General features: G+C 40.2%; 12 protein-coding genes and 1 pseudogene. 2 read left to right on the top strand and 11 right to left on the bottom strand.

Going from position 1 to position 22,068, the window contains the following annotated elements:
• Nucleotides 1–144: 144 nt before the first annotated feature.
• A complete protein-coding gene (locus tag ACFOUY_RS14125; protein WP_378961481.1) occupies nt 145–1,104 on the top strand; it encodes an HAD-IA family hydrolase in 960 nt (319 codons plus the stop codon).
• Nucleotides 1,105–1,768: 664 nt separating this feature from the next.
• Here the strand turns inward: ACFOUY_RS14125 and ACFOUY_RS21660 are convergent.
• The 9 genes and pseudogenes from ACFOUY_RS21660 to ACFOUY_RS14170 all read right to left on the bottom strand — a co-directional run.
• Nucleotides 1,769–2,017 (bottom strand): annotated as a pseudogene (locus ACFOUY_RS21660) (transposase); the annotation flags it as partial.
• A gap of 587 nt (nt 2,018–2,604) precedes the next feature.
• Nucleotides 2,605–3,621: a GntR family transcriptional regulator gene (locus ACFOUY_RS14135; protein ID WP_378961483.1), complete on the bottom strand. Its 1,017-nt coding sequence runs from the start codon at nt 3,619–3,621 to the stop codon at nt 2,605–2,607.
• A 46-nt stretch (nt 3,622–3,667) separates the two neighbouring features.
• Nucleotides 3,668–4,483, bottom strand: coding sequence for a phytanoyl-CoA dioxygenase family protein (locus ACFOUY_RS14140; protein ID WP_378961484.1), 816 nt, complete (start codon nt 4,481–4,483; stop codon nt 3,668–3,670).
• 6 nt (nt 4,484–4,489) lie between these two features.
• Complete coding sequence (locus ACFOUY_RS14145) at nt 4,490–5,320, bottom strand: hypothetical protein (RefSeq protein ID WP_378961485.1); 831 nt, start codon at nt 5,318–5,320, stop codon at nt 4,490–4,492.
• 12 nt (nt 5,321–5,332) lie between these two features.
• Nucleotides 5,333–6,160, bottom strand: a complete 828-nt coding sequence (locus tag ACFOUY_RS14150) for a hypothetical protein (RefSeq protein WP_378961486.1) — start codon at nt 6,158–6,160, stop codon at nt 5,333–5,335.
• Between the two features lie 54 nt (nt 6,161–6,214).
• Entirely contained in the window at nt 6,215–8,746 is a 2,532-nt protein-coding gene (locus ACFOUY_RS14155) for a right-handed parallel beta-helix repeat-containing protein (protein WP_378961487.1), read from the bottom strand.
• 470 nt (nt 8,747–9,216) lie between these two features.
• Nucleotides 9,217–11,007 (bottom strand): RagB/SusD family nutrient uptake outer membrane protein, encoded by a 1,791-nt coding sequence (locus tag ACFOUY_RS14160; protein WP_378961488.1) that lies wholly within the window; start codon nt 11,005–11,007, stop codon nt 9,217–9,219.
• Between the two features lie 12 nt (nt 11,008–11,019).
• Nucleotides 11,020–14,118: a SusC/RagA family TonB-linked outer membrane protein gene (locus ACFOUY_RS14165; RefSeq protein WP_378961489.1), complete on the bottom strand. Its 3,099-nt coding sequence runs from the start codon at nt 14,116–14,118 to the stop codon at nt 11,020–11,022.
• 72 nt (nt 14,119–14,190) lie between these two features.
• Nucleotides 14,191–15,879, bottom strand: coding sequence for a CehA/McbA family metallohydrolase (locus tag ACFOUY_RS14170; protein ID WP_378961490.1), 1,689 nt, complete (start codon nt 15,877–15,879; stop codon nt 14,191–14,193).
• Between the two features lie 118 nt (nt 15,880–15,997).
• Between ACFOUY_RS14170 and ACFOUY_RS14175 the strand changes: the two genes are divergently transcribed.
• Nucleotides 15,998–16,828, top strand: coding sequence for a hypothetical protein (locus ACFOUY_RS14175; protein ID WP_378961491.1), 831 nt, complete (start codon nt 15,998–16,000; stop codon nt 16,826–16,828).
• Nucleotides 16,829–16,968: 140 nt separating this feature from the next.
• On the opposite strand, the gene ACFOUY_RS14180 is transcribed toward ACFOUY_RS14175, so the two are convergent.
• On the bottom strand, nt 16,969–18,960 hold the full coding sequence (locus tag ACFOUY_RS14180) for a glycoside hydrolase (protein WP_378961492.1): 1,992 nt from the start codon (nt 18,958–18,960) through the stop codon (nt 16,969–16,971).
• Between the two features lie 278 nt (nt 18,961–19,238).
• Nucleotides 19,239–22,034, bottom strand: coding sequence for an alpha-L-rhamnosidase (locus ACFOUY_RS14185; protein WP_378961493.1), 2,796 nt, complete (start codon nt 22,032–22,034; stop codon nt 19,239–19,241).
• Nucleotides 22,035–22,068: the final 34 nt, after the last annotated feature.

The following is a 22,068-nucleotide window of genomic DNA, read 5'->3' on the forward strand; positions in this document are numbered from 1 at the left end:
AATGAAAAAGCAGCTTAATATCCATTTTAGCGGAATCTAAAGTAATGCTTCTCAAAAAAAATAATCTGACAATAAAAAAACCTCTAGTATACTATTGCAATTCCATTCGTTGATTGCAACAAAATTCAAATCGGTAACAACGTAATGATTGCCTCCAATCTACAGAATTATACAGCTACGCATCCCGTAGAAACTTCTGAAAGGCTGGTTGAAGACTGGAAAGAAACAGATGAAATTCCTTATTTCCCCACTTATGCGCTTCCTGTCAAAATAGGGGACAATGTGTGGATCGGTGGTTGTGTGATTATTTCACCTGGGGTAATCATTAGCAAAAACTCTGTTATCGGGGCAGGGAGCGTTGTTACCCGCTCCATCCCTGAAAACTCTGTGGCATTCGTTAGCCCCTGCAAGGTAATTAGAAAAACAGTCCTAAATCTGACTAGACCAATAATAGAAATGAATAATATTAAAGCCGTAATTTTTGACCTCGATGGTACATTGAACAATACTCTACCATTATGCATCACTGCATTTAGAAAATCTATCGAGCCCCTGATCAATCAAACCCTTTCAGACGAAGATATTATTGCCACTTTTGGCCCATCCGAAGAAGGAACGATTATGGCACTGGTACCGGAACATTTTGAAAAGGGTGTTTCCAGTTATTTAGAATTCTACAAAGAGCTACATATAATGTGTCCTGTTCCGTTTGACGGCATTGAAGACCTCTTGATTGCTCTGAAAAATAAATCAGTGAGAATTGCGATGGTAACTGGAAAAGGAAAGCACAGCACTGAGATCTCATTGGAACAATTTGGTATTACTCAGTATTTTGAAGCAATCGAGACTGGAATAGCTTCTGGGCCAAGCAAAGCGGAGGGCATTCAAAGCATTTTGGATCTATTCAAGGATATAGATAAAAATGAAGTTATATACGTAGGTGATGCACCGAGCGATATCTCCGCCAGTAAGAAAGCAGGCGTTGCAGTAGTTGCAGCAGCGTGGGCTGAAACAGCAGAGTTTCAAACCTTAAAAAAATTACTTCCAGATATGTTATTCGATGATATCAAAGATTTTAGTGATTGGTTAATGTCAAGGGTATGATGGATCGCCACCTTCGATGATATCTTTTCGGCATAAGTTTCAGTAAAGACAATCCATAAGTCTTAAATTGCTATTATCTACCTCAATTCTCCAAAGTACCTAGCTATTAAATTATCGGATTTATCATATACGGCCGAATTCTTAGATACAAGTTTTACCGGTAATACATCTGGTCGGTCTATTCGAATGAATTAATTTTTTTGCAGCTCAATACATTTGCTTGGCGCAGCTTATCGTCGAATCAGAGTCTTTAATGAAATTTATGTACTGTGGCGTAGACATGTAGTTTGCAACCAAAGCTCATTGACATTGTTTCCTAGCATCTTGTTATACAGTGTTTTATAAGTTTGGCAGCAATCTCCAAACCGCAGGCATCAGATCTACAAATAGCTAACAAACTCGAAACTACTTTTATCAAGCCTTTTCAAAGGCGACTGTACCTTATGCATATATCCACCTGAATAGCAAAAAAACAAATCCAACGTTAAGCAAATAAGCTTGATCAGGATTATGGACAGTAAATTTATCTTCCGTTTCAAAAGTGTCCTTGAGCACCTCTGAAAGCCAGGTTTTAATAAATTAGTAAATGCACTTTTAACGATGACCGGGAATCTAAAATGTCTTCAGTTTTGATAATCGATTGGCATAATTAAATAGTCGAACCTTAAAAACCCAATTCGAATCTGATCATCCTATTAAAAATCCAATTTTTGCATTGGATGATCATATTTTGAAAAAGCACATAAAACGCTGTTTTCCATTTATTCATCATCCTCTTAAAATTAAATGCAGCTGCAGCAAGCATAATATTGATATTATCACCAATAATCCCTTTATAAAAGTTTCTTCCCAATCTGTGTTCTGTTTTTAAATGTCCTATTACGGGTTCTATTGCTGCTCTTTTGCAATTCAGGCAAGAGGTAAATTAACACGGACAATTGTTATTAGTGCGGTAAATGATTTCATGGTTATTCATTTGAAAGATAGTTAATTGATTCCGAGGAACACCTCCCACGCAATAAATAACTTTATATCAATGTTTTACAAGTAGTAAAACCCGAAAACTCATTGAATGACTCACTTATTTCTAAACTTGTAATTAGTTGCAATTGCTTATAAGATAAACTGTAGATAATGTTCGAATTCTCAAAGATTTTTCTGCGCAAAAACATTCACTCTATGGAATTTCAGCTAATTTATCAATAAGAAATTGATAACAATGTTCGCTAGCACGTGCTTGTATAGCTAATGTAAGTGGCTCTGTTTATTTCCAAAAATTTAACTAATTCAAAAAAGATGCGGCCACTTTTGGAATAACCTCCAATTTACCAATACGGCTTGCCAAGGTAAGATGATTAAAAGGACTAACATCAAAGTAAGTTAGCTACACCTCATCATCTAGCCGAGTTTACGAACCGCTGAAGGCCTTTTTCATTCGATCAATGAATCAGGTTTAAAAGAATCAGCCGACTGATTATGTCGCCATTTATTCCCATTACACTACAAAGAATTTCTCTTGATAAAACGAAATTCGTTTCTAATACTTTGAACACTTTTCCCCAAGATCATTTCTGCAGCAATACGGCCCATTGCAGAAAAATCAGTACTCACCACTGTAATACCCAGTAATTCTTTCAGCACTGTTTCGTTAAATGAAAGTATACCGATATCTCTCCCCAATTTATGTTTCGTCCCCTTGATCTTTTTGAGCGCCATAGCAAGTTCATCATCTGTTAGTGTAATGTAGGCAGTACCTTTTTTCAGGATTACCTTATCCGCATCTTCAATAACGTTGAACTCCTTCTCTTGCATTTCACAAAACGACCTCACCCCTTCAATTATCTCTTCGGGATGATTTGTCAATTTATTGAAGATTAAGGTAATGCCACTGTACTTCTCGAGGATTTCTTTTTCAACACTAAGCGCTTCAAAGATATCCCTTTCAAAATCCTGATATACGTTAACGACCTCATTTGCCAATTCCACCTTTTTATCCAGCACTATTAGCCCAGCATTTTGGATAGAATTCAACACTTCAAGATAACTTTGTTCTGAAGTACCCGCTGAGAAGTGGGGCATAACGACGTAATAATGGTATTCGCCCTCAGTTTCATGAATTATATCCTTAAAGAAGCTCACGTTATAATGATGGATTTGCATGTCAACTTTTGCCCGCCCCCCCATCGTCTCCAAAAACGCTTCATAAACCTCCTTTTTGAACGAACTTAGTTTGTTAAGGATAATCAAGATTTTCAACGTTTTCTGCGACTGATAGACCTTGGCCACAAAATTACCCTTGCCAGGAACGCCTTTGATATAGCCCGTTCGTTTTAAACTATTATAGGCCTTTTCAACGGTATCTCTTGCCACGATATGGCTTCTACTGAATTCATTGATCGAGGGTAATTTCGAGCCGTTCTCCAATCTTCCCGCCTCGATGTCCTTCTTGATAACCTCCGCGATTTGCACGTATTTTGCAATGCTCGAGGCCTTGTTAACAATGATCTGATATTTCATGCTTGGATAATTAAAAAACTAATAAAATACACCGTAGGTCATCACACTATTTGGAATAAATCAAAGGATTCTGTTCTTCATTGTTCAACACATCCCCAACCATAATCGTGTTGAGGTAACTTTCTGGAAGTATATTCCTCACCCCATTAAAAACATTCCCGTCTGGCATATAGGCACAAGTCATTGCTCGTCTAAAACCTGGTGTCATGTTCGCGTGCGCCCCATGGATGGTGAGCCCATTATGAAATGAGCAACTGCCAGCTTTCATGGGTGCAGCTACAGATCGAGATTGTTTAAATTCAGGGTACATCTCAAAAATTCCAGCCATATTCCTACCGAGTTCTACGTTCCGAAAACCTGTTGCCTGATGAGAACCTGGGATAAAGAACAGACAACCATTTTCTAAAGTTGCGTCATCAAGCGCTACCCAAATCGAGATGGCATTTCTATCCGAAAACGACCAAAAAGGTGTATCCAAATGCCACGCGGTGGGATTAGCCCAAGGCCTTTTGATTAATGCTTGATCATGCCAAATCCTAATACCATCAACACCAGCTAGTTCAGCTGCCATCTTACCAATAGACTTGTCTAGCATAAGGTCTTTGATTTGATCATTGGTTTGCCATAGGTTCAACAACTGGTCAAAAACGCTGTTAAAGTATTCAACGTCTTTATTAATCCCATCGTCTTCACCCATCTTAATCGCTTGTCCTGGCATCTTTTGACCATTTCTTTCCTTTACGGCGACTGTTAAAGCACTACGCCATCTTTCCAGTTCATCAGCATTTAAAAAGTCTTCTATAACAACGTACCCGTTATCTTGGTAGAAATAGATTTGGTCTTTTGATATGGTTGAGTTCATCGTAAACTATTTGTTTTTTATCTTCGTAAACTTAAATATCCCGCTTGCACTTCCTGTCTTACCTGGTAAGAGTTTTTTTGCAAGAAGAGGTGAGGCATGGACACAGCCATGGTCATCCTCGAAATTATTGAAGAAAAAGGCAACCTTGCCATCTACCTTGTTTTCGAAAAGCCATTTAGAGTCTGTTGAAATAATCGAGATGCACTTGCCGGTAAGACCTTGGGTAGAGATTACATTCCAATTCCTAATCCAAGGACTCTCAGAAAGGTTCACTTTGCTCTTGGCTACCGGATAATATTGCATATTTCTTCTTCCCGAGCCCTGTGTCTTGCGAACAGTAGCCAGTGTAATCTTATTACCTGCGCTATCAAGCACATAGGTTCTTTTCATCGACACATCTTTAAATAGCGGTGCGGAGTTCATGGTCCAGCAATTAAATGAAATTAAATCCTCCAAGGTTTCTTCACTATTATTCTTGAATGTAATCTTCCACTTTAATCCAATTGCATTTTTTGATATCACCTTATCAAGATGGATTTCATATGTATATTTTTCATCGCTGAGTTTCATGTCGGCGCCATCTTGGCGATAATTCCAAAATTGTTTGCTGTAATTGAAGTGTTCGCCCTTGCCAATCTTACTGGTAAATAATTCTGGTATTTCTAGCACAAACTTTTGGCCTGGCATTTCAGCCAGGGTTATGGCTATCGCAACTCTGCCTTGAGCATCGGCAGTTTCCATAGCGATAGCGCTTTGGGCAAAGGTAACCTGTCCAGAAACTTCATAAGCGAAAAATAATAAACCGAGCAGGCATAGCAAATATCGTATTCTCATCATCTGTTGTTATATTTAATTTTGTTGTTTAATAATGTTGATACTTCCACTTGCTACACCAGTTTTTCCAGGAGCAAGAACCGCAGCAATTAATGGTGAGGCATGGACGCAACCATGTGTTTTTTCGAAGTTATTGAAGAAATATGCTACCTGTCCATCAACCTCATTGCTCAGGACCCAATTCGAGTCATTGGACTTGATGTAGATCTTTTTCCCTGTCAGCATCTCCTTAGAATTAACATCCCATTGCTGAATCCATTGCGATTTGGACAAATCCTTGATTCCGCCCAAGGCAGGATAGAATTGCATCGTTCTTCTGCCTTCTCCCTGTGTCTTTGCCACGTTCTTGATCAGTTTTTTCTTTCCTTTCTGATCAGTTACCCATGTCCTGTCCAAGTTGTCGTCCTTGAACAAGGGAGCTAGCTTCATGCTGACGCAATTAAATGCTGCAAGATCTGCTAAGGCATGGTCAGAGTTGTTCTTGAACACTAATTTCCATTTTAAGGAGTACTTGTGTTTCGTTTCAACCAAACTGAGGTTAAGGGTATAGTTATAATTTTTATCAGACAGGGAAGCAATTGCTCCGTCGTTATTAAATTTCCATAACTGTCCGTTAAAATTACCTAAACCTCCTGGCCCACCTTCAAAACCCTGTAAGGTAAAAACCTCAGGCATGGTAAAAGTAAATATTTGACCAGGTAATTCATCTATCGTTAAGGCTATTGCTACCCTTGCATCATCAGTTGTATTAAGGTGCATTCTTTGCTTGGGTTTTTGCCCATAAGTATCATACTGAATACCTAAGAACAGTAGTATAATGGTTATTTTTTTGAGGAAATTCATGTTTTATTGTTTTTTGAATTGTTAAAGTTGAAATTTAAAAGTTTCTTAGGGCTATTATTTGACCAGTAACCTGGTCAAGTGCTTGAACTGGTTCGAACTGAAGCTGATTACGTATAATCCAGGCGTAATTTTTCTACTAAGTTCTATTTCGCTAATAAAGGCCTCTTTTCGGTATGGGATTACCGTTCGCTGCAATTCCCTTCCAGTAAAATCAAGCACGGAAATAACAATGTCGCGGTCGAATATCTTATTGAAATTAATATTGAACCGTTGGTTTAGCACAGGATTAGGATAGATCACTACTGGAAGTTCAATCTGTATATCCTTTTGATCTAATAATGTAGGTTGGCCACTGGAGTTATCAAGAGTTAGCCTATAATAATTATGGCCAACAACTGGATTCGGATCAAAATATTGGTATTTCATAGCTTCACTATTTATCCTAATTCTACTTAACTCCTTAAAATAAATGCCGTCAGCAGACCTATGAACAATAAAATTGCCATTATTATCTTTCGACGCTTCCCATTTCAGCTGATTCCCATTAATAGTTTGTGAAGCATCAAGTTTAACTGGACTTGACATCGCCATTAGCCCAGAACCAGATTCGTTTAAGGTGATTGCTGATGAATATACCGGAGAAGTTCCAGCTACATTCTTGATTTTAAAATAGACGATCTTTCCGCCATTACCTGCAGATAACAGATAATTAAAGTTAGGAGAATAGGCGGTCCATGCAGCACCCGTAAAGCTTGAACTTTCGCTTACCATATAACTCGCCGGTGTGCCATGAACCAATGAGTAGTCATTTTTTACTGGAATTGTCCTGTTAGTGGTAACCAAGTCACCATTTTTTAAAAGCAGGCTGGAAACCTGGGGTGCAGCTACCGAGCTGGCCAGTGCCATGTAGGTATATGGTAGACCCAGGAAAATAACCGTCAGGTTCGCATAGGTATCGTCTAAATAATACAGATCATTACTTGTGGCTGTGATATAGGCCCTGGTTGGCAAAAACGTGATGTTGATATTGTTCTTATTTTTCTTTCGCATGAACACCTGATTGTTCCTCACCTTAACATTGGAGTGCCCGTCAGAATCCTGCGAAAAAAGAAACTCCGTGGTAGAGGTACTATTTTTGACGTTCTTTGCAAAGAGGTTTTTCTGGATGATGATGTTCGAATTCCCACCAAAGGCCCCACCGTTCATTAAAAGGATAGAATGTCCATCATTGTTCAAGAACCTGGTGTTCTGTATGGTCACATTATCATTATTTGTCTCAAAGTCAAAGCCGCAACCATCCGGATTATTTTGATTAAGGAGCTCTGAAAATTCACAGTTATCCAAAACAATGTTCTTACTGTTTGAAAGGATGACCCCAGTAGTTCCATTTGGCCAGGTCCTGCCTGAAACGGCAGAGCCCATCGTTACGTTGACATTCTTGAATGCTCCCCAACCACTGGCATCAGGCTGCATCACGCCATTGGCATCCGCCACCGCGCCACCATTTACACAATCGAACCCAATAACACCATTAACGATTCCTGTAGAAGTTAAATTGGTGAGCTTAACCTTGTTTACCAGTTGTTGCCAGATGTTAGCGCCATCGGTATTGATAACTGGCCAATAAAACACTGACATGACACCAGCTATGGCTTCATTGAACTGGCAATTGGAAACCTCAAATTCGGCAAGTACGGTTGTGTGACTCCCAGATATGGTCTGTCCGCCTAAGGTCTGTCCACCCACAAATATGCCCGCAGGAAAAATATATTCACGTACCCCACCATCAGAACTACCAGAAACAGTTTCGAGATTCCCCTTGATGTTTGCAAGTTGTACACCGATCTCTACATCCTTATTGGGAGCAGAATTGATTGCGCTCATGACCGGATCGCAATTAATATTGGTGAAAGTAACGTTATTGACCAAAAACCCAGTGTTGGTTGTGCCGGTTACGCTTCGATAATATATTCCAAGCCGAGTATTGGCTATTTCGAGGTTCTGGACCTTAATGTAGCTGATGGATTGCGACCTGGTAGTTCCGGAGGTCTTATCCAGGTCGCAAATCAGTAAGCCGATATCATTTACGTTATTTGTCAGCGAAATTTTTGGTTTGTTCACACTTGTCCCATAGCTACCTACCTCAATCCAGTTAGCTATTGTTCCCGCACCTCTAATTTCTAGACGTTGATTCCAGGTACATCCCTTTTTAAGAAGCACCTTGGTACCGGCATTTTGAACGGTCTTGTTTACATTATCAAAAGTTCGCCATGCCTGAAGTTCCGACAATCCACTATTGAGATCACTCCCACTAACTGCATCGATATAATAAGTTCCCGCAAGTGGTACATAGGTCGTGAAATATTGCTTGGCAATCGACGATTTTTCAGCCTTTAGGTTCTTAAGTTTAAAACCGGTGAAACCTGTGCTGAAATAAGCGAAACGGGGGACTGGTGTAGTTGCCTGAAGAACACTTAAACCAGCAGAATAAGTTGTTGGACAAAAATATCCATTTACCGTAATGGAAATTACGCCGGTTGCATTCACCTGAATGATGAAAGAGTTATAAAGCCCAGGCTTAATCACCGTACTTTGATAATAGGATGCATTTGAGCTTAGAACTGTAGCTGGATAGACATAATTGGTGGCACATTGCACCTGCCACTTACTTAATTCGATAACGATTCCCTTCGCTCCCCATATCCCGTTGGAACTCAGCACCACAGTGGTATTTTCTCCACCAGATGAAATTATGGCATCAAACTTCAAAGTCAATCCAGCATAGTCATTTGACAGCAAACCACCAAATGTGGTTGCAACAGTAGCCAGACCAAAACCTGGCTGACTACCATCGAAACACAGTTCGTTATTGGAGTTTGTGGTCCATTGCGTGGTCTGTCCAGATTGCGGCCAAATATCAGATGGCAAAACAGCGCTGACCTCTTTGTTTCCAAACGTGAGGATAACCATTAAAATGGCTACAACCCTAAAAGCGAAATAGCTTTTCATACAATGTGGATTTAACTAAAGTGAATAGATTGAGCTATCAAACTAAGCTACCAGCCTGGATTCTGATGGAGGTCAAAATCTGGAATAATAGAAGCCTCACCCAATGGTATTGGGAAAATCAAGTATTTATCGGTCCAAGCATTACGTCTCTCAGTCACAAAACGATTGTAGGTAAATGCACCTGTAATAGGATCCTTAATAATTTCCATTCCCGTAACCACCTTATCTGTCTGGTCCAATATTTTCCATCTCCTCACATCCCAGAAACGGTGTTCTTCCATGGCAAACTCTACTCTTCGCTCCCTGCGCACCCTTACCCTGAACTGATCTTTATCTAATCCTACAGGAAGATTAGGCATTTGTGAACGATTTCTCACCACGTTAACTGCGGCATAAGCAGCAGCGGTAGGACCATTTGCCTCATTCTCGGCTTCTGCCAAGTTCAGGTAAATCTCCGCTAGGCGATATTTTTTCCATCTTGAATTATGCGGCTGGTTAGACTGAATCCTAGGATCTATAAATTTTCTTAAATAATATCCAGTATGGGTATTAGCCCTGTTTGGTGGATTTTTAATCAATTGGTCTGCTCCGCCCTGAAAAGTTTCAATAGTATGGATGGCGCCATTGATATTATCATACTGCGCCCCATTGAACCAAACTGTTGCATAAAACCTTGGATCTCTTCCCACATAAGGCCTAGCCCTTGCATAACCAGAAGCCGGTCCAGGACCAGAATTATTGATAATTGGCTGTAAGTGGTCCGCATCGGAATAACCCAAAATTGCTGGTTCCCCCGCAACACCACCAGCAATCGGATTGATTTGCATATCGTAAGCATCAACAAGTTCCTGTGATGGACATGAACCAGCCTTGAACATCCCTGGCTTACTTGGAATACTGTTAATAACTGAAAAAGTACCGTTAGACGCTTCATTAATTTCGAAAATAGTCTCTTTGTCACCCGGTGATGGGCTCAAATCTGACTGGTTCAAGAAATAATTCCCATAATTAGGATGAAGCGCAAATTGTCCAGTAGCAGCTAACGCAGCAATTGCCTCTTTTGAAGCATTTGCTGATGCCGTCCATTTTGCCACATCATTGGTTGGATTCCATAATGGGCTTGCATTGTAAAGCAGTGCCTGAGATTTAATTGCGTATGCAACAGCTTTTGTGAACCTCCCACGCTCGGTCTCTAAGGTTATCCTAAGTGGAAACTGAGGCTCTGCAATAGCTTCATCACAATTTTTTACAATAAAGTTCACGCATTCCTGGAAAGTAGGCCTTTTCAACGATGCATAATCAAAGGTAACTTCAAAAGGCTTGTCAACAATCGGCATTCCACCAAATTGTTTGATGAGTTCTAGGTAATAAAATGAGCGCAGCACTTTAGCTTCTGCAGTAAATCTTTTTCTATAATCCTCGTTAGCTACCGATGCCTTTGGGATATTCGCTAAGAAAACGTTACAGTCCCTTATGCCTGACCAATAGGTAACATACCTGCTGATTCCTTTACCTTGACCACCATAAGCTTCAAGTGGGTTGGTTGATAAACTTAGTGAACCCGTGTTCCAAAACGAGGCAATGTTACCCGCATTGTTACCTACGTCTGAGTCCTTGGCTTCATCAGTAATTCCAGCAAGAAAGGCGAAGAAACTATATTTCCAAAAATAATCTGGGATGCGGCTATATGCGGTGCTTAAGTATGCCTCTGTTCTATCCTTATCCGTAAAAACCTCTTCAAGGGTTATTTTTCCATCTGGTGTTTGATCCAATGGATCCTTCTTACAACTCACCACCATTAATAAGGCGGCGAAAGTTAAAAACAATATCTTTTTCATAATTATTAAATTTTAAAATGTAACATTAACGCCTAGATTATATACCCTAGTGATCGGATAGGTGAATTGCCCACGTCCAGATAAAGTTAGCTCAGGATCAAAGTTCTTGGTTGGCAACTTATCCCAAGTGTATAGGTTCAGTCCGTTAAAATATAACCTGATGTTTTTTGCGCCCACCTTTCCTGCCCAGTTCGTCGGTAGGGTGTAGCCTAACTCAACATTCTTTAATCGCACATAACTGGCATCAATCACAAAGAAAGAGTTGTAATTTTGGTTAGGAGACGTTTGGGTAGTCAGCCTTGGATAATTGATAGGAGCTCCACTTGCGAACCTTTCGGCTGTCCAGCTTTCTAAATGTTGACTATAGTAATTCGTACCCTCAAAAGTTCCGGCGCCAGCATAAAGATTGTAAATATTACTTACGCCTTGTACAAGTGCACTCAAATCAAAATTCTTGTAATTAATGCTGATTGCCCCTCCAAATTGATATTCAGGCACATTTGAATACCCTATAGGCCCATGATCCTTATCATCTATCACCCCATCATTGTTTAAGTCCTTAAACTTTAAATCCCCAGGACGAGACTCGTGGCCGCCAACACTTTGAACCGGAGAATTTGCAATGTCTTGTATACTTGTGAAATACCTATCTACAATATAACCGAACGGTTGTCCGATTCTATAGCCTGTTTGCCTATATCGATATGCAAAACTGGCAGGTAGCAGCGGTTCATCAGCAAATAATTGCTTGTTTCTCGCAAAGGAAAGATTCGCCCTTGTTAGGATAGAAAAGTCCTTGTTAAACACCTTCTTGTAGTTAAGTTCAGCTTCAAAACCTCGATTTTGAACCACGCCTATGTTTACGGGAGGTAACGCACTAATTGGTAATCCATTTAATGTAGGAATGGTTCCTCTTCTTCGTAAAATATTGTCCCTTTTCTCCGTGAATACGTCAACAGTTAAGTTGAGGGCATTAAATAAGCCAATCTCTAGACCAACATTCGCCTTCTTTGCGACTTCCCATGTCAGGTTCTCATTTCGAAGCCTATTGGTTACAATGGTATTTCCGAAACCTAGACTATTAGAATAGCCACCACCAGGTGCTACGATAATATCATCTAGGTACAAAAAGCGGCTTCCGCCAATCCTATCATTACCAACTTCACCATATGAGCCACGAAGTTTAAGTAAACTGATTGTTTTATTATCCTTTAAGAATGATTCATTTGAAATTACCCAACCTGCAGACAAGGCAGGAAAAAACCCAAACCTCTTGCCTTTTACAAATTGCTCAGAGCCATTATAACCTGCATTAAACTCAAAGAGATATCTTGAGTCATAAGCATAGGTTAAACGGGTTGCAGCACCTCTTAGATTAAATGGAAGTTGTGAGTCCACAATGTTTTTTTGTTGTTGGTACAGCACTAAGCCTGACACGGCATGCTTGCCAAACAACCTATTGTAATTCAAATAACCCTGAATATTGCTTAGCGTGGTAAAAAAGGCAGAGCCTGATATATCCAAGGGTGTATTTTCGTCGGCATTAAACTTCCTATATGATACCTCTGCAGTATTTGGGTCTATCACCTGGACAAATTTTTGATAACTTTTTGTGGCAAAAAGGTTATTGGTCGACCTGGCATCAAAAGATACAATTACCTTGGTAGACAACCCTTTGGTTATGAAATCCAAGGTTTGCTCCATCCCATAGGAAGCCAAAATGTTATTCCTAGTCTGTTGTGTATAACCAGCCCTATTAATCTGTCCATAAGCTGGATGGGGTACAATAGGATTAGTGATGACCTGACCATCTGGAGTTAAGGGTCCTGGGTCAGTACTATTCATATCGTTCATAAAAGTGAAGATAAAATCTGCCGTTGACTCTCCCGCCAGTTGCGAATTCCTATCTCCAAATGTTCTCAATACGCCCCCAGGCATATTTTGTTTCTCTAAATATCCCGCAACATTTAAGAATGCCTTAAGGCTGCTATTTAGCTGAACATCAATATTGGATCTGAAATTATAGCGATCTAATGCAAAACTTGGGTCATAGTTAAGCCCTTTTTCCGTATTGAACTGTCCACCCTGACTAAGGTAACCTGCATTGATAAAGTACTTCATTGACTTACTTGCTCCAGATACGTTCAGGTTATAGCGTGATTGTGATGAATAGTCTTTCATCAACAATTCTCGCCAGTTGGTATTTGGGTATCTTACTGGATCATCTCCCGTTCTATAGTGCTCTAAAGCTGCTGGCGAAAATGCTGGGCCTAGGCCATCATTCTGCTGGGCAAGGTTTCGAAGCGTGGCAAATTCATACGAGTTAACAGGCTGAAGTTTTCTGGTGAAATCTTGAAGCCCAGTTTCGGTCGTAAAGTTAATAGAAGGTTTTTCGGACGTGCCCCTCTTTGTGGTTACCAAAATCACCCCATTTGCACCTCGCACGCCAAATATCGCAGTAGAAGATGCATCCTTTAATATTGTCACGGATTCAACTTCGTTTGGGTCGATATAAGTTAGGTCACGTTCTATTCCATCTACCAAAACAACTGGGCTCTGCGCATTAACAGTACCCTGCCCCCTGATGTATAGATTGGTCAGATCCCTCCCAGGTTCCCCACTTTTCTGTATGGATGTTAACCCTGGTAATCGTCCAGCAAGTGTTACTGCTAAATTTGCGGCAGGACTTTGCTTTATTTCCTTGGTCTGGATTGAATTGATTGCGCCCGTGACACTCACTTTTTTCTGTGTACCAAACGCAACCACTACAACCTCGCCTAATTTCTGGCTGGCTGAATTTAGGACAACCCTGAATTCGCTTTGATTGCCAATATTTATGACCTTGGTCACGAAACCAAGATATTGGAAGACTAGATTATCACTTGCCAAAGCATTTAACCTAAACTTTCCATCTCCATCAGTCTGCGTTACGTTTTTAGTTCCCTGAATGGTAATTGAAACTCCAACGAGGGGTCGGGTATCAGCGGAGTCTATCACGACCCCACTGATCGTTTTCTGCTGCGCATAAACGGCAACATTGATTGTGGACAATAAGCACATGAAAACCAATAGTTTCAAGTGCCCATTTAATAAGTGGTAAATTTTGTTCATGATATTTGGTTTTGGTAATATGGTATCTAATTTAGAGCATTGTTAAGTTGTGGCATCCCGGTCCGTTATGACTCATCCTTCTTTTTTTATTTGTTGTAAAAGCATGTTGTAAAACGAAATGGATGTTGATAGCCTTTCGATAATCCCCTGATCTAATTCCTTCTTTGATCTTTCTTCCCGCAATAGCTCTTCGATACTTGCAATCTGCCTTGCTATTATTTCTGGCGCCCTCTTCAAATCATAAGTGGGCTTGCCATCTACGACCACATATACTGGGCTAGTATGGGCCACGGCACCGTTCTCACAGTTAACCACCGCGGCAATCCACTGACTACGCTTGATTGTATGCGAAACCTGCAACTCAATGGAATCCCTTATTTCCTTATTGCCAAGCTCTGCAACCAACCCTTCGTTAGAGTAGATGGCGATCCTACTGATGGTCCCAATCTTCGGATTTGACAATCCTTTTAACGAAAGCTTTAGCGTAGATCCCTTCAATTTCTTAATTTCGCTGCCCGGCATCTTTCCATCCGCAGTTAAGAACAATGCAGGGCCATTGGTAACAAATGTGTTTCCAGCCTTTAGACCCTCAAACCAAGCATCTGGAGTGAACTTTTTCCCCGTATAAACCATTGTTCGCACTTCGCCAATGGTGCTTGCCCAAGGGAAATCGCTGCCAGCAGCAGCGGTAATGCGAAACCCTAGATTGAGGTATTCATAATAGTCTAGCGTATTTAACTTAAGGAACTGAAGTAACTCGACGAAATCTATTTGATTGGATGTAATGAACCAAGGGAAGCCAGTTGTCTTGTTCTGAACATTCCAAGAAACATTCCAGGCAAAGTGAGCAAAGCCCACTACCGCCCCGGGTTGCATCTTTAGGTTTTTAAAAACAAGGTCATAGTAATCATAAACGGTAGTATCCCTTACTATCTGGTCTATATTTAGCCCTATGATATGTCCGAACCTGCTCCTGGGATCTTCCTGACCTGAAACTAACCAATAGTTTCCATCATTTACCCTAAACTTTTCACCAAATCCCGCCTGTTTAAAGTCAGTTCCGGAGTGTTCATGCCCCATGGCATCTACTCCAGTTTGGTGATGCCCCATTTCCAGTATATTAACTAAATGAAGGTCTTCTGATTTTGCATAAGATAATAAATAATCACGAAACCCTGGCTTGTTTGTTGGATGATGGACATGTACATCACCAGAATACCATCCTAAACTAGGTAAATCAATCCAGCGCCTCAGGGTAAATGACTTGGCTAACTTGGTTTCGCCTGCCTTAATCGTGAAATCTTGCTCTATTGGGATATATTCGTTCCCATGCTGTATACTGATTTTCCAAATACCCACTGGCAATTCAATGGTAAAATCACCAGAAGTCTGATACATCACTGGCGCTTTCCAGTAAGGAATCGAGGGCTGAACCCCATAAAGCACGCTCCTGTCTTTATTATCGCCAACACCAGCTGTCATGCGGATTGGCCCGACCCAATTTTTATTCTTATCAAATTCAACACCCTTGAAGAACACGTCATTGTCTGATGGCTTGCCGATATTTTCGCCTAATGGTGGTAAAACTGGCTGCTGTTGTTTACTGTTGGTAATACATACCATTGCTGGTGTAATTTTTTTGCTATCTTCTGTTAAAATTCGAATCGCTACTACAGATTTGAAGAGATTGTTAGATTGAGCGCTTGAGTGAAGCCCATTTAAGATGGCAATTATTAATAAGATAGCGTAATATCGTCTCATAAAACATTTTTAATAACATGATAAGCAATAATAATTAAATTTAAAATCTTCGCATCCTGTACAGGACAGTATGCCAATACTTATAGGTAATATAATTTTGGAGAAAATTAGATCTAACATGGCCCACAAAACAACATTAACTAAAAAGCTACTTTGCATATTTGCAATAGTTATAATTTCCACAAGCGTATTTTCGCAAAAAAAGGCTGAAAATTTAATTGCTTTTGAACCTGCTGACAAAAGCAACATCTCCATTTTTATCGTGCTTAAAGAATTGCCTGGACAACGTTTCCTGTTTACCGTACCTGAAATATTTACCGGGAAGAACCTAGAGAAGGGACTATTTAATGGCGACCTGAAACCTTGGACAATTAAGGAAAATCAAGGGCATAGGGCCGTTAAAAATTCTAAATACGGCTATAGTGTTAACTTATATTTAACCGAGCGTAGTAACGAATACTGGTTGACATGGAATATAAAGTTTACAAATAAAAGTAACATCACCCTACTTGATTTGGCTGCTTTTAATTGCCTTACAATGGATAGAGCCCCCTTGTTTAAAGACATCAGCATGGAACGCACTTGGGTAAAAGATGAATTTGATCAAACAATATCTTTGTCTTCCATTGAGAAAACGGCGGGTAATGGTAGAAGAACAATGCAATTCTATCCGGTTATAGGTGGAATCAAATTAGCTGAGAGCCCGTGGATTGCCAACTGGAACGTAAATGCCAACACGATCTTAAGCGGAAAAAGTGTCTGGCTGGAATCAATCGACAAGAGCTGGAAAATTGAAACAATTGTAGATGGGCAGCCAGCATTTTTTTTCAATAATTGGGAGCAAGATCATGGATGTATACATTCTGCTCCCCTGATAGCTAGGGAACTTAAACCAGGGCAAACAATGGAAGCAACTGGCAGTTTTAGGTTCATTAAGATCAAAAATTAAAAGCTAGGCATTTCCACCGAAAACACTGTTATCAATACAAAAATGGTTAGCAATTGCGGTAACGAACAGCATGCTAACCTTTTTGTATGTTAAATAATGGGTAATACAAACGAGGTTTGTTAATGCATGGTGGAGCAATGCTATTCAAGGTATATATCGAATAACTTAATACCTGTGACTGCAGGAATCTTTATCATGTTAACCGGTAATTTCTTACTAAATGCCTTTCCTTCGCTTCCATCCTCTTCTACCTCCAACAGCGTATAGAACTTCAGGTTTTTATTTTTCAGTATTGCCCTGACATCTATTTCAGATGTGGTTAAAGTATTTTCAACAACGATTCTCCAATTGCCGTTATCCAACCTAAATATTGTAACTGTTCCATTCGTGGTTATTGGCCCTACTTTCCTGAGTTGGTCGGTTTGCACGGAAATTAGGCTGTCTGCCTCAATCCTGGTCACTACCCCCTGCTCATCAATAGTTTTGGATTGTAGAAATCCAGAAGCAGTGAGATAAAAACCTCTGGGAGCGATATTAATGTTTTTTTTGCCAATTTTGTGCTTAATCGCTTTCTCTCCAAAGTTTACAAATGCCTGCCCCCCGCCAGCAAATTTGCTTTGTTGAAGGGTATGATCTTCATTCAAAAATTCGTGACTTAGCAATTCAGAAAATGAAACCCTCTTTTGAAAATTAGACACGTTGCGTATGGTTTGTGCAAATCTGCTCCGGTTTCTATCCCATCCATACCCTTTTTTATCCGCCCAAAGAAGTGGCATACTGCCATAAAGCATATTAAAATTATCCTTTAAATCGCTTATAGTTGGCGTTATGGCATAAAACCAATCACTGGAATCTCCCCAGTACCAAGTAGAGGACACACAATCGTTAAATACCAATTGCCAAAGCGGGATCCTGTTCCTGTAATTGAAACCATATTTCTTGAAATTGGCAGACATGTAGGTCGTATCCTTTGGTGGATCCAAGTATCCAGGCTTGTTTCCATCGTCCCAAAAAAAAGAGCCAGTCATTGTTCCCTCTGCATATTCAAGAATTGAGGAATTCCAGGCTTTACCATGCTCCCCTCCCAACACCAGGCCGAGATCTTTCCCAATGTATTCCTTAATCTTATTCTTGTATTGCTTATCTGCTTCCCTGTTGAAGGTGTGTAATGGGTGAAAGTCCTCAATCAGGAAGGCCGGTGTAACATCTAGGAACAGTCCTGTAAGGGGAACATCTTTTAAATAACTAGGCAAATAACTTGGTGCTGCAATTAAGGACCTTACCGAAGAACGAGAGTAATACTCCACCCCTGTTTTAGTCACCCAGCCTATAATAGGCTTGCCCTCAACAGTATGGTAAGCGGCTATCGCCATGGTATCTTTCATGTGACCTATAGGTCCTTCTCTCGTGCCCTCTAGGTTTTCATAGCTGGAATTTAAAAAACCTAAGCCGGTCATCTGCGTAATCTCATCTTTCTTGAATTTGCTGCCCATAATGATTGCCGTTTTAATTCCCATTGCCTTAGCTTCCTTTGCGAACTTTAAGCCACTACTGCCCCAAACAACAGCACTTCCTTTCAACCAATTAACCCTTGGCTTTACGATTGCCTTTTGAGCCAAAGTTTCAAAATCACCGCTTTGCTTGAGATAGTTTCTGTAAGCCTTAGCAAGAGAAACGTAATTACCTCCTGAAGTGAAAACATAAGAAACCTTTCTTTCATAGGAAAATTGTCTTAAAGAAGATGCCCAGGCTACATTGGGCCAAATCAAGCCCTTATCTTCACTAAAATCTATCTCTACATCATAGGGTGTATTTGCTAAAACCATCATCCCATCCCCTTTAACGGCATCATAAACCCCTACCCAAGGCATATCTAAGCCAATGTTGTCGTAAACCATCATTCGCTTTACTGGATAGCTAACGTCATTTTGCGCAATCTGGACACCACCTGAACGATAGTTGAACACCAAAAAACCCTTTTCATAGTTGGTTTTCATGGCCTGAGGAAAGCTTAACTGATCTATGGCAATTGATTTCTGGCTTGTTGATATGACAAAAGATAAACTACTGTCAGTCTCTAGGGTAACTAGGCTAGAAAAATTAATCCCTGAAGAAGAATCGAGTAAAGACATCTTAACTTGACTAGGAGATACGGTTGAGGCACTTAAAAACTTTACCTTCTTGAAAGGTAATGAAACCCAGGAGCGCTTACTCTTCCTATTCTCCACACTGAATTGGCCATTTTCACTGTTTACAGCAAAGCTTAATTGCGAATTAGAAATCTTTATGGCTGGTTGAATTTGAGCTTTCACCGCAAAACAAATCAGGAACGTCAAGATCAAGGTAGGAAACTTTTTTATATTGAATTTATTCATGGTCTAAAGGATATTTTAAAATTTGGTTTCCCTATTTAAGGTTTCTGTAAAAGATCAAGTTTACAGCTGAAGGTGTATTTTCCAGAAGCAACCTCAACGTAAGTTTTGCCATGCTCGGTATGTAGATATCTGATTTCATTTAGCTCAGTAAGCTTTTTATTGTTCTCTAGAATTGCAGTAAATGAACTTACTGGAAAAGTCAGGATAGCCTTGCAATTAGAAGGGATACTCACTTCCCAGCTAAAGTTTTCATCATTCTTCTTCCAATTAGAAACGATTTTTCCATAAGGTGAAGTGGTACTCGCATATACAAAGGTGAGTGCTGGCGCCAAGTAAGGGTCCATTATGATTTTCTTGAAGGCAACATCTTGTTGATCTGTCTTGATACCTCCCAAATATTCATAATTCCACACCAATAAATCGCCTAATAGCATAACATGGTTACCAGAATTCATAGCAGGATCAGCAGTATTGCCATTCCATAGTTCCCAAATCGTAGTAGCACCCTGTGCTGCCATATAACCCCAGCTTGGATAAGTTGTATTGGTTGCTATTTTGTAAGCAAGATCGGGCCTGCCATTATCTGACAATCCTCTCATCAACCATTGCCCACCAATTAGTCCTGTGCTTACATGCCCTTGATATAGATTTAAGGTACGGTCCACTATCTGGCGGAAGACTTTTTCCCTGTTTTGCTCCTCAACGATTCCAAATGTAAGCGGTAAAAGGTTGGAAGTAACAGTGTTATTAGCGTAAAAACCTCCCTCACGATTATAAAATTTGGCATTAAAGGCTGCCCTTACCTTTTTAGACATCCCATCAAACAGCTCGTAGTCGCCTGAATTCTTTAAGCGATTGGCATAGTTTTTCATTAAGCTTAGTGCATAGTAATAGTATGCGGCACCAATTACGGGTCCCTTTGTATTCCTATTGGTATCAAGTGAAAAAATAATGTTTAAGTTTTCAGGTGGCAAACACCAGTCGCCGTAAGTATCTTTTTGCACCATTCCGTCTACCTGGTATGTATCCCACATATAAAGCATCCATTTTTTCATGTTGGGATATTGCTTTTGATAAGTTACCGTGTCTCCAAATTGCTTTCTCAACATTTCTGGTATCACTAGAAATGTTATTGGCCAAGTTACATTATCGGTATAATTTTTCCAGTAGGTGGGGGCGACGTCTGGGATACTTCCACTTTCCTTTTGCGCAGATTCAATATCTCCCATCCACTTTGCATACAACCTTGAGTTATCGAAAACAAAGCTTTCGCCATAAGAGCTTACAGATCTATCGCCCAGCCATCCCATTCGCTCATCACGTTGAGGGCAATCAGTTGGCATACCTCTATAATTACCAATAATTCCCCAATATGCGTTTTTGTAAACCTGGTTGATAGTTTTGTCCGAAGTTTGAAAAGAGCCAATGGTTGGCAAATCATCATAAACTACCCGGCCTGTAAAATCTTCCTTTTTTGGCTGATACTTCAACCCTCGTACTTCAGCATACCTAAAGCCATGAAACACAAAACGGGGTTCCCAAATTTCCTCACCCGTACCCTTGAGCACATATTTATCGGTTACTTTGGCACTCCTTATATTTGCTAGGAATAGGCTATCTGCATTTTTTAATGTTTCCGCAAATCTTAGGATGATCGTATCACCTTTTTTTCCCCTTACTTTAATTTTTAGCCAGCCCACCATATTTTGCCCCATATCTAATATATAGGTCTTGTTTTTGGTTCGATGAATTGTTTTAGGCACAAGATTGTCCTTTACGGCAATATTTTCATTGGTCTGTGTAACTAGCTTAGTTGCAGAGGGGGTAACCAATGTTGCTTTTTGCCAATTTCTGTCATCAAAGTTAGGCGACGACCACCCAACTAACTCCTTGTTTGCGTCATATTCCTCTCCATCAAACTCATTATTTGCAGTGATTGGCCCGTTTGAGGTAACTTTCCATGTTTGGTTACTAGTAACGAGCTCTTTAGCTCCATTGGCGTATTCCAGCAAAATCTGCATTTTCAACATCGGGAAACCATAATGTGTACTTGGCGCATTGCCAGCTGCCATACCCCCATCTTTGCTGTACCGAACGGTAAAATATCTTCCATTGCCCAGAATTACCCCAATGGCGTTTCTACCATCGTTAAAATGACTTGTTACATCCAGTGTGTTGTAAGGAATTTCTTTATTATATTCTTTAAGTGTTGGGGATAAAACGTGTTTTCCTACTTTTAATCCATTTATATATAACTCGTAAAGTCCCATTCCAGCGATGTAAGCCGTTGCCCGAATTGGCTTTGACGAAACATTGAGCTCCTTTCGCAGGTATCGTGCCGCAAGGCGGGTAAATGGATTGTAAGGATCTTCTGTTTTTAATATTTTCTCTGTACCAATCCAGTCTGCCTTCCAAATCGAATCATTCAGTATTCCCATACTCCACTTGCCTGTGGCACTCCATCTTGAGGCTCCCTTGCTCGTCCATACACGTACCCTCCAATAATAAGGCCTGCAGCTCAAAAGGTTTTCTAAAGGATAGGCAATATTGATGGACTGATTAGAATTTACTTTGCGGCTATCATAAACATCACCCCTGTTCTGCCCAATGGTCGTCATCGAACTGGCTACTATGATTTGATACGCAGTCTGGCTCACGTTTCGCTGTGCGCTTTCAATTTGCCAACTTAGGCGAGGGTGTATCTTCGTTAAACCCTCCATCACATGTAGCCCCTCTACCGTAGTACGGCCCACAGTAACAGTAGCCTGACGTGCAAATATGGTTATTGAGCAAAAGCTGCTAAACAAAAGGAGCAATAGGTATTTTTTCATTATGGTTATTTTTATCTTAAATTTCGGATTCAGC

This window comes from Pedobacter jamesrossensis (genome assembly GCF_042650905.1).
GTDB classification, from domain to species: Bacteria; Bacteroidota; Bacteroidia; order Sphingobacteriales; family Sphingobacteriaceae; genus Pedobacter; species Pedobacter jamesrossensis.

What these genes read in the sequence shown, in the direction of transcription:
- ACFOUY_RS14165 (WP_378961489.1), bottom strand. Translation starts at nt 14,118, where the DNA reads ATGAACAAAATTTACCACTTATTAAATGGGCACTTGAAACTATTGGTT.
- ACFOUY_RS14180 (WP_378961492.1), bottom strand. Translation starts at nt 18,960, where the DNA reads ATGTCTTTACTCGATTCTTCTTCAGGGATTAATTTTTCTAGCCTAGTT.
- ACFOUY_RS14170 (WP_378961490.1), bottom strand. Translation starts at nt 15,879, where the DNA reads ATGAGACGATATTACGCTATCTTATTAATAATTGCCATCTTAAATGGG.
- ACFOUY_RS14125 (WP_378961481.1), top strand. Translation starts at nt 145, where the DNA reads ATGATTGCCTCCAATCTACAGAATTATACAGCTACGCATCCCGTAGAA.
- ACFOUY_RS14140 (WP_378961484.1), bottom strand. Translation starts at nt 4,483, where the DNA reads ATGAACTCAACCATATCAAAAGACCAAATCTATTTCTACCAAGATAAC.
- ACFOUY_RS14185 (WP_378961493.1), bottom strand. Translation starts at nt 22,034, where the DNA reads ATGAAAAAATACCTATTGCTCCTTTTGTTTAGCAGCTTTTGCTCAATA.
- ACFOUY_RS14145 (WP_378961485.1), bottom strand. Translation starts at nt 5,320, where the DNA reads ATGATGAGAATACGATATTTGCTATGCCTGCTCGGTTTATTATTTTTC.
- ACFOUY_RS14135 (WP_378961483.1), bottom strand. Translation starts at nt 3,621, where the DNA reads ATGAAATATCAGATCATTGTTAACAAGGCCTCGAGCATTGCAAAATAC.
- ACFOUY_RS14160 (WP_378961488.1), bottom strand. Translation starts at nt 11,007, where the DNA reads ATGAAAAAGATATTGTTTTTAACTTTCGCCGCCTTATTAATGGTGGTG.
- ACFOUY_RS14175 (WP_378961491.1), top strand. Translation starts at nt 15,998, where the DNA reads ATGGCCCACAAAACAACATTAACTAAAAAGCTACTTTGCATATTTGCA.
- ACFOUY_RS14150 (WP_378961486.1), bottom strand. Translation starts at nt 6,160, where the DNA reads ATGAATTTCCTCAAAAAAATAACCATTATACTACTGTTCTTAGGTATT.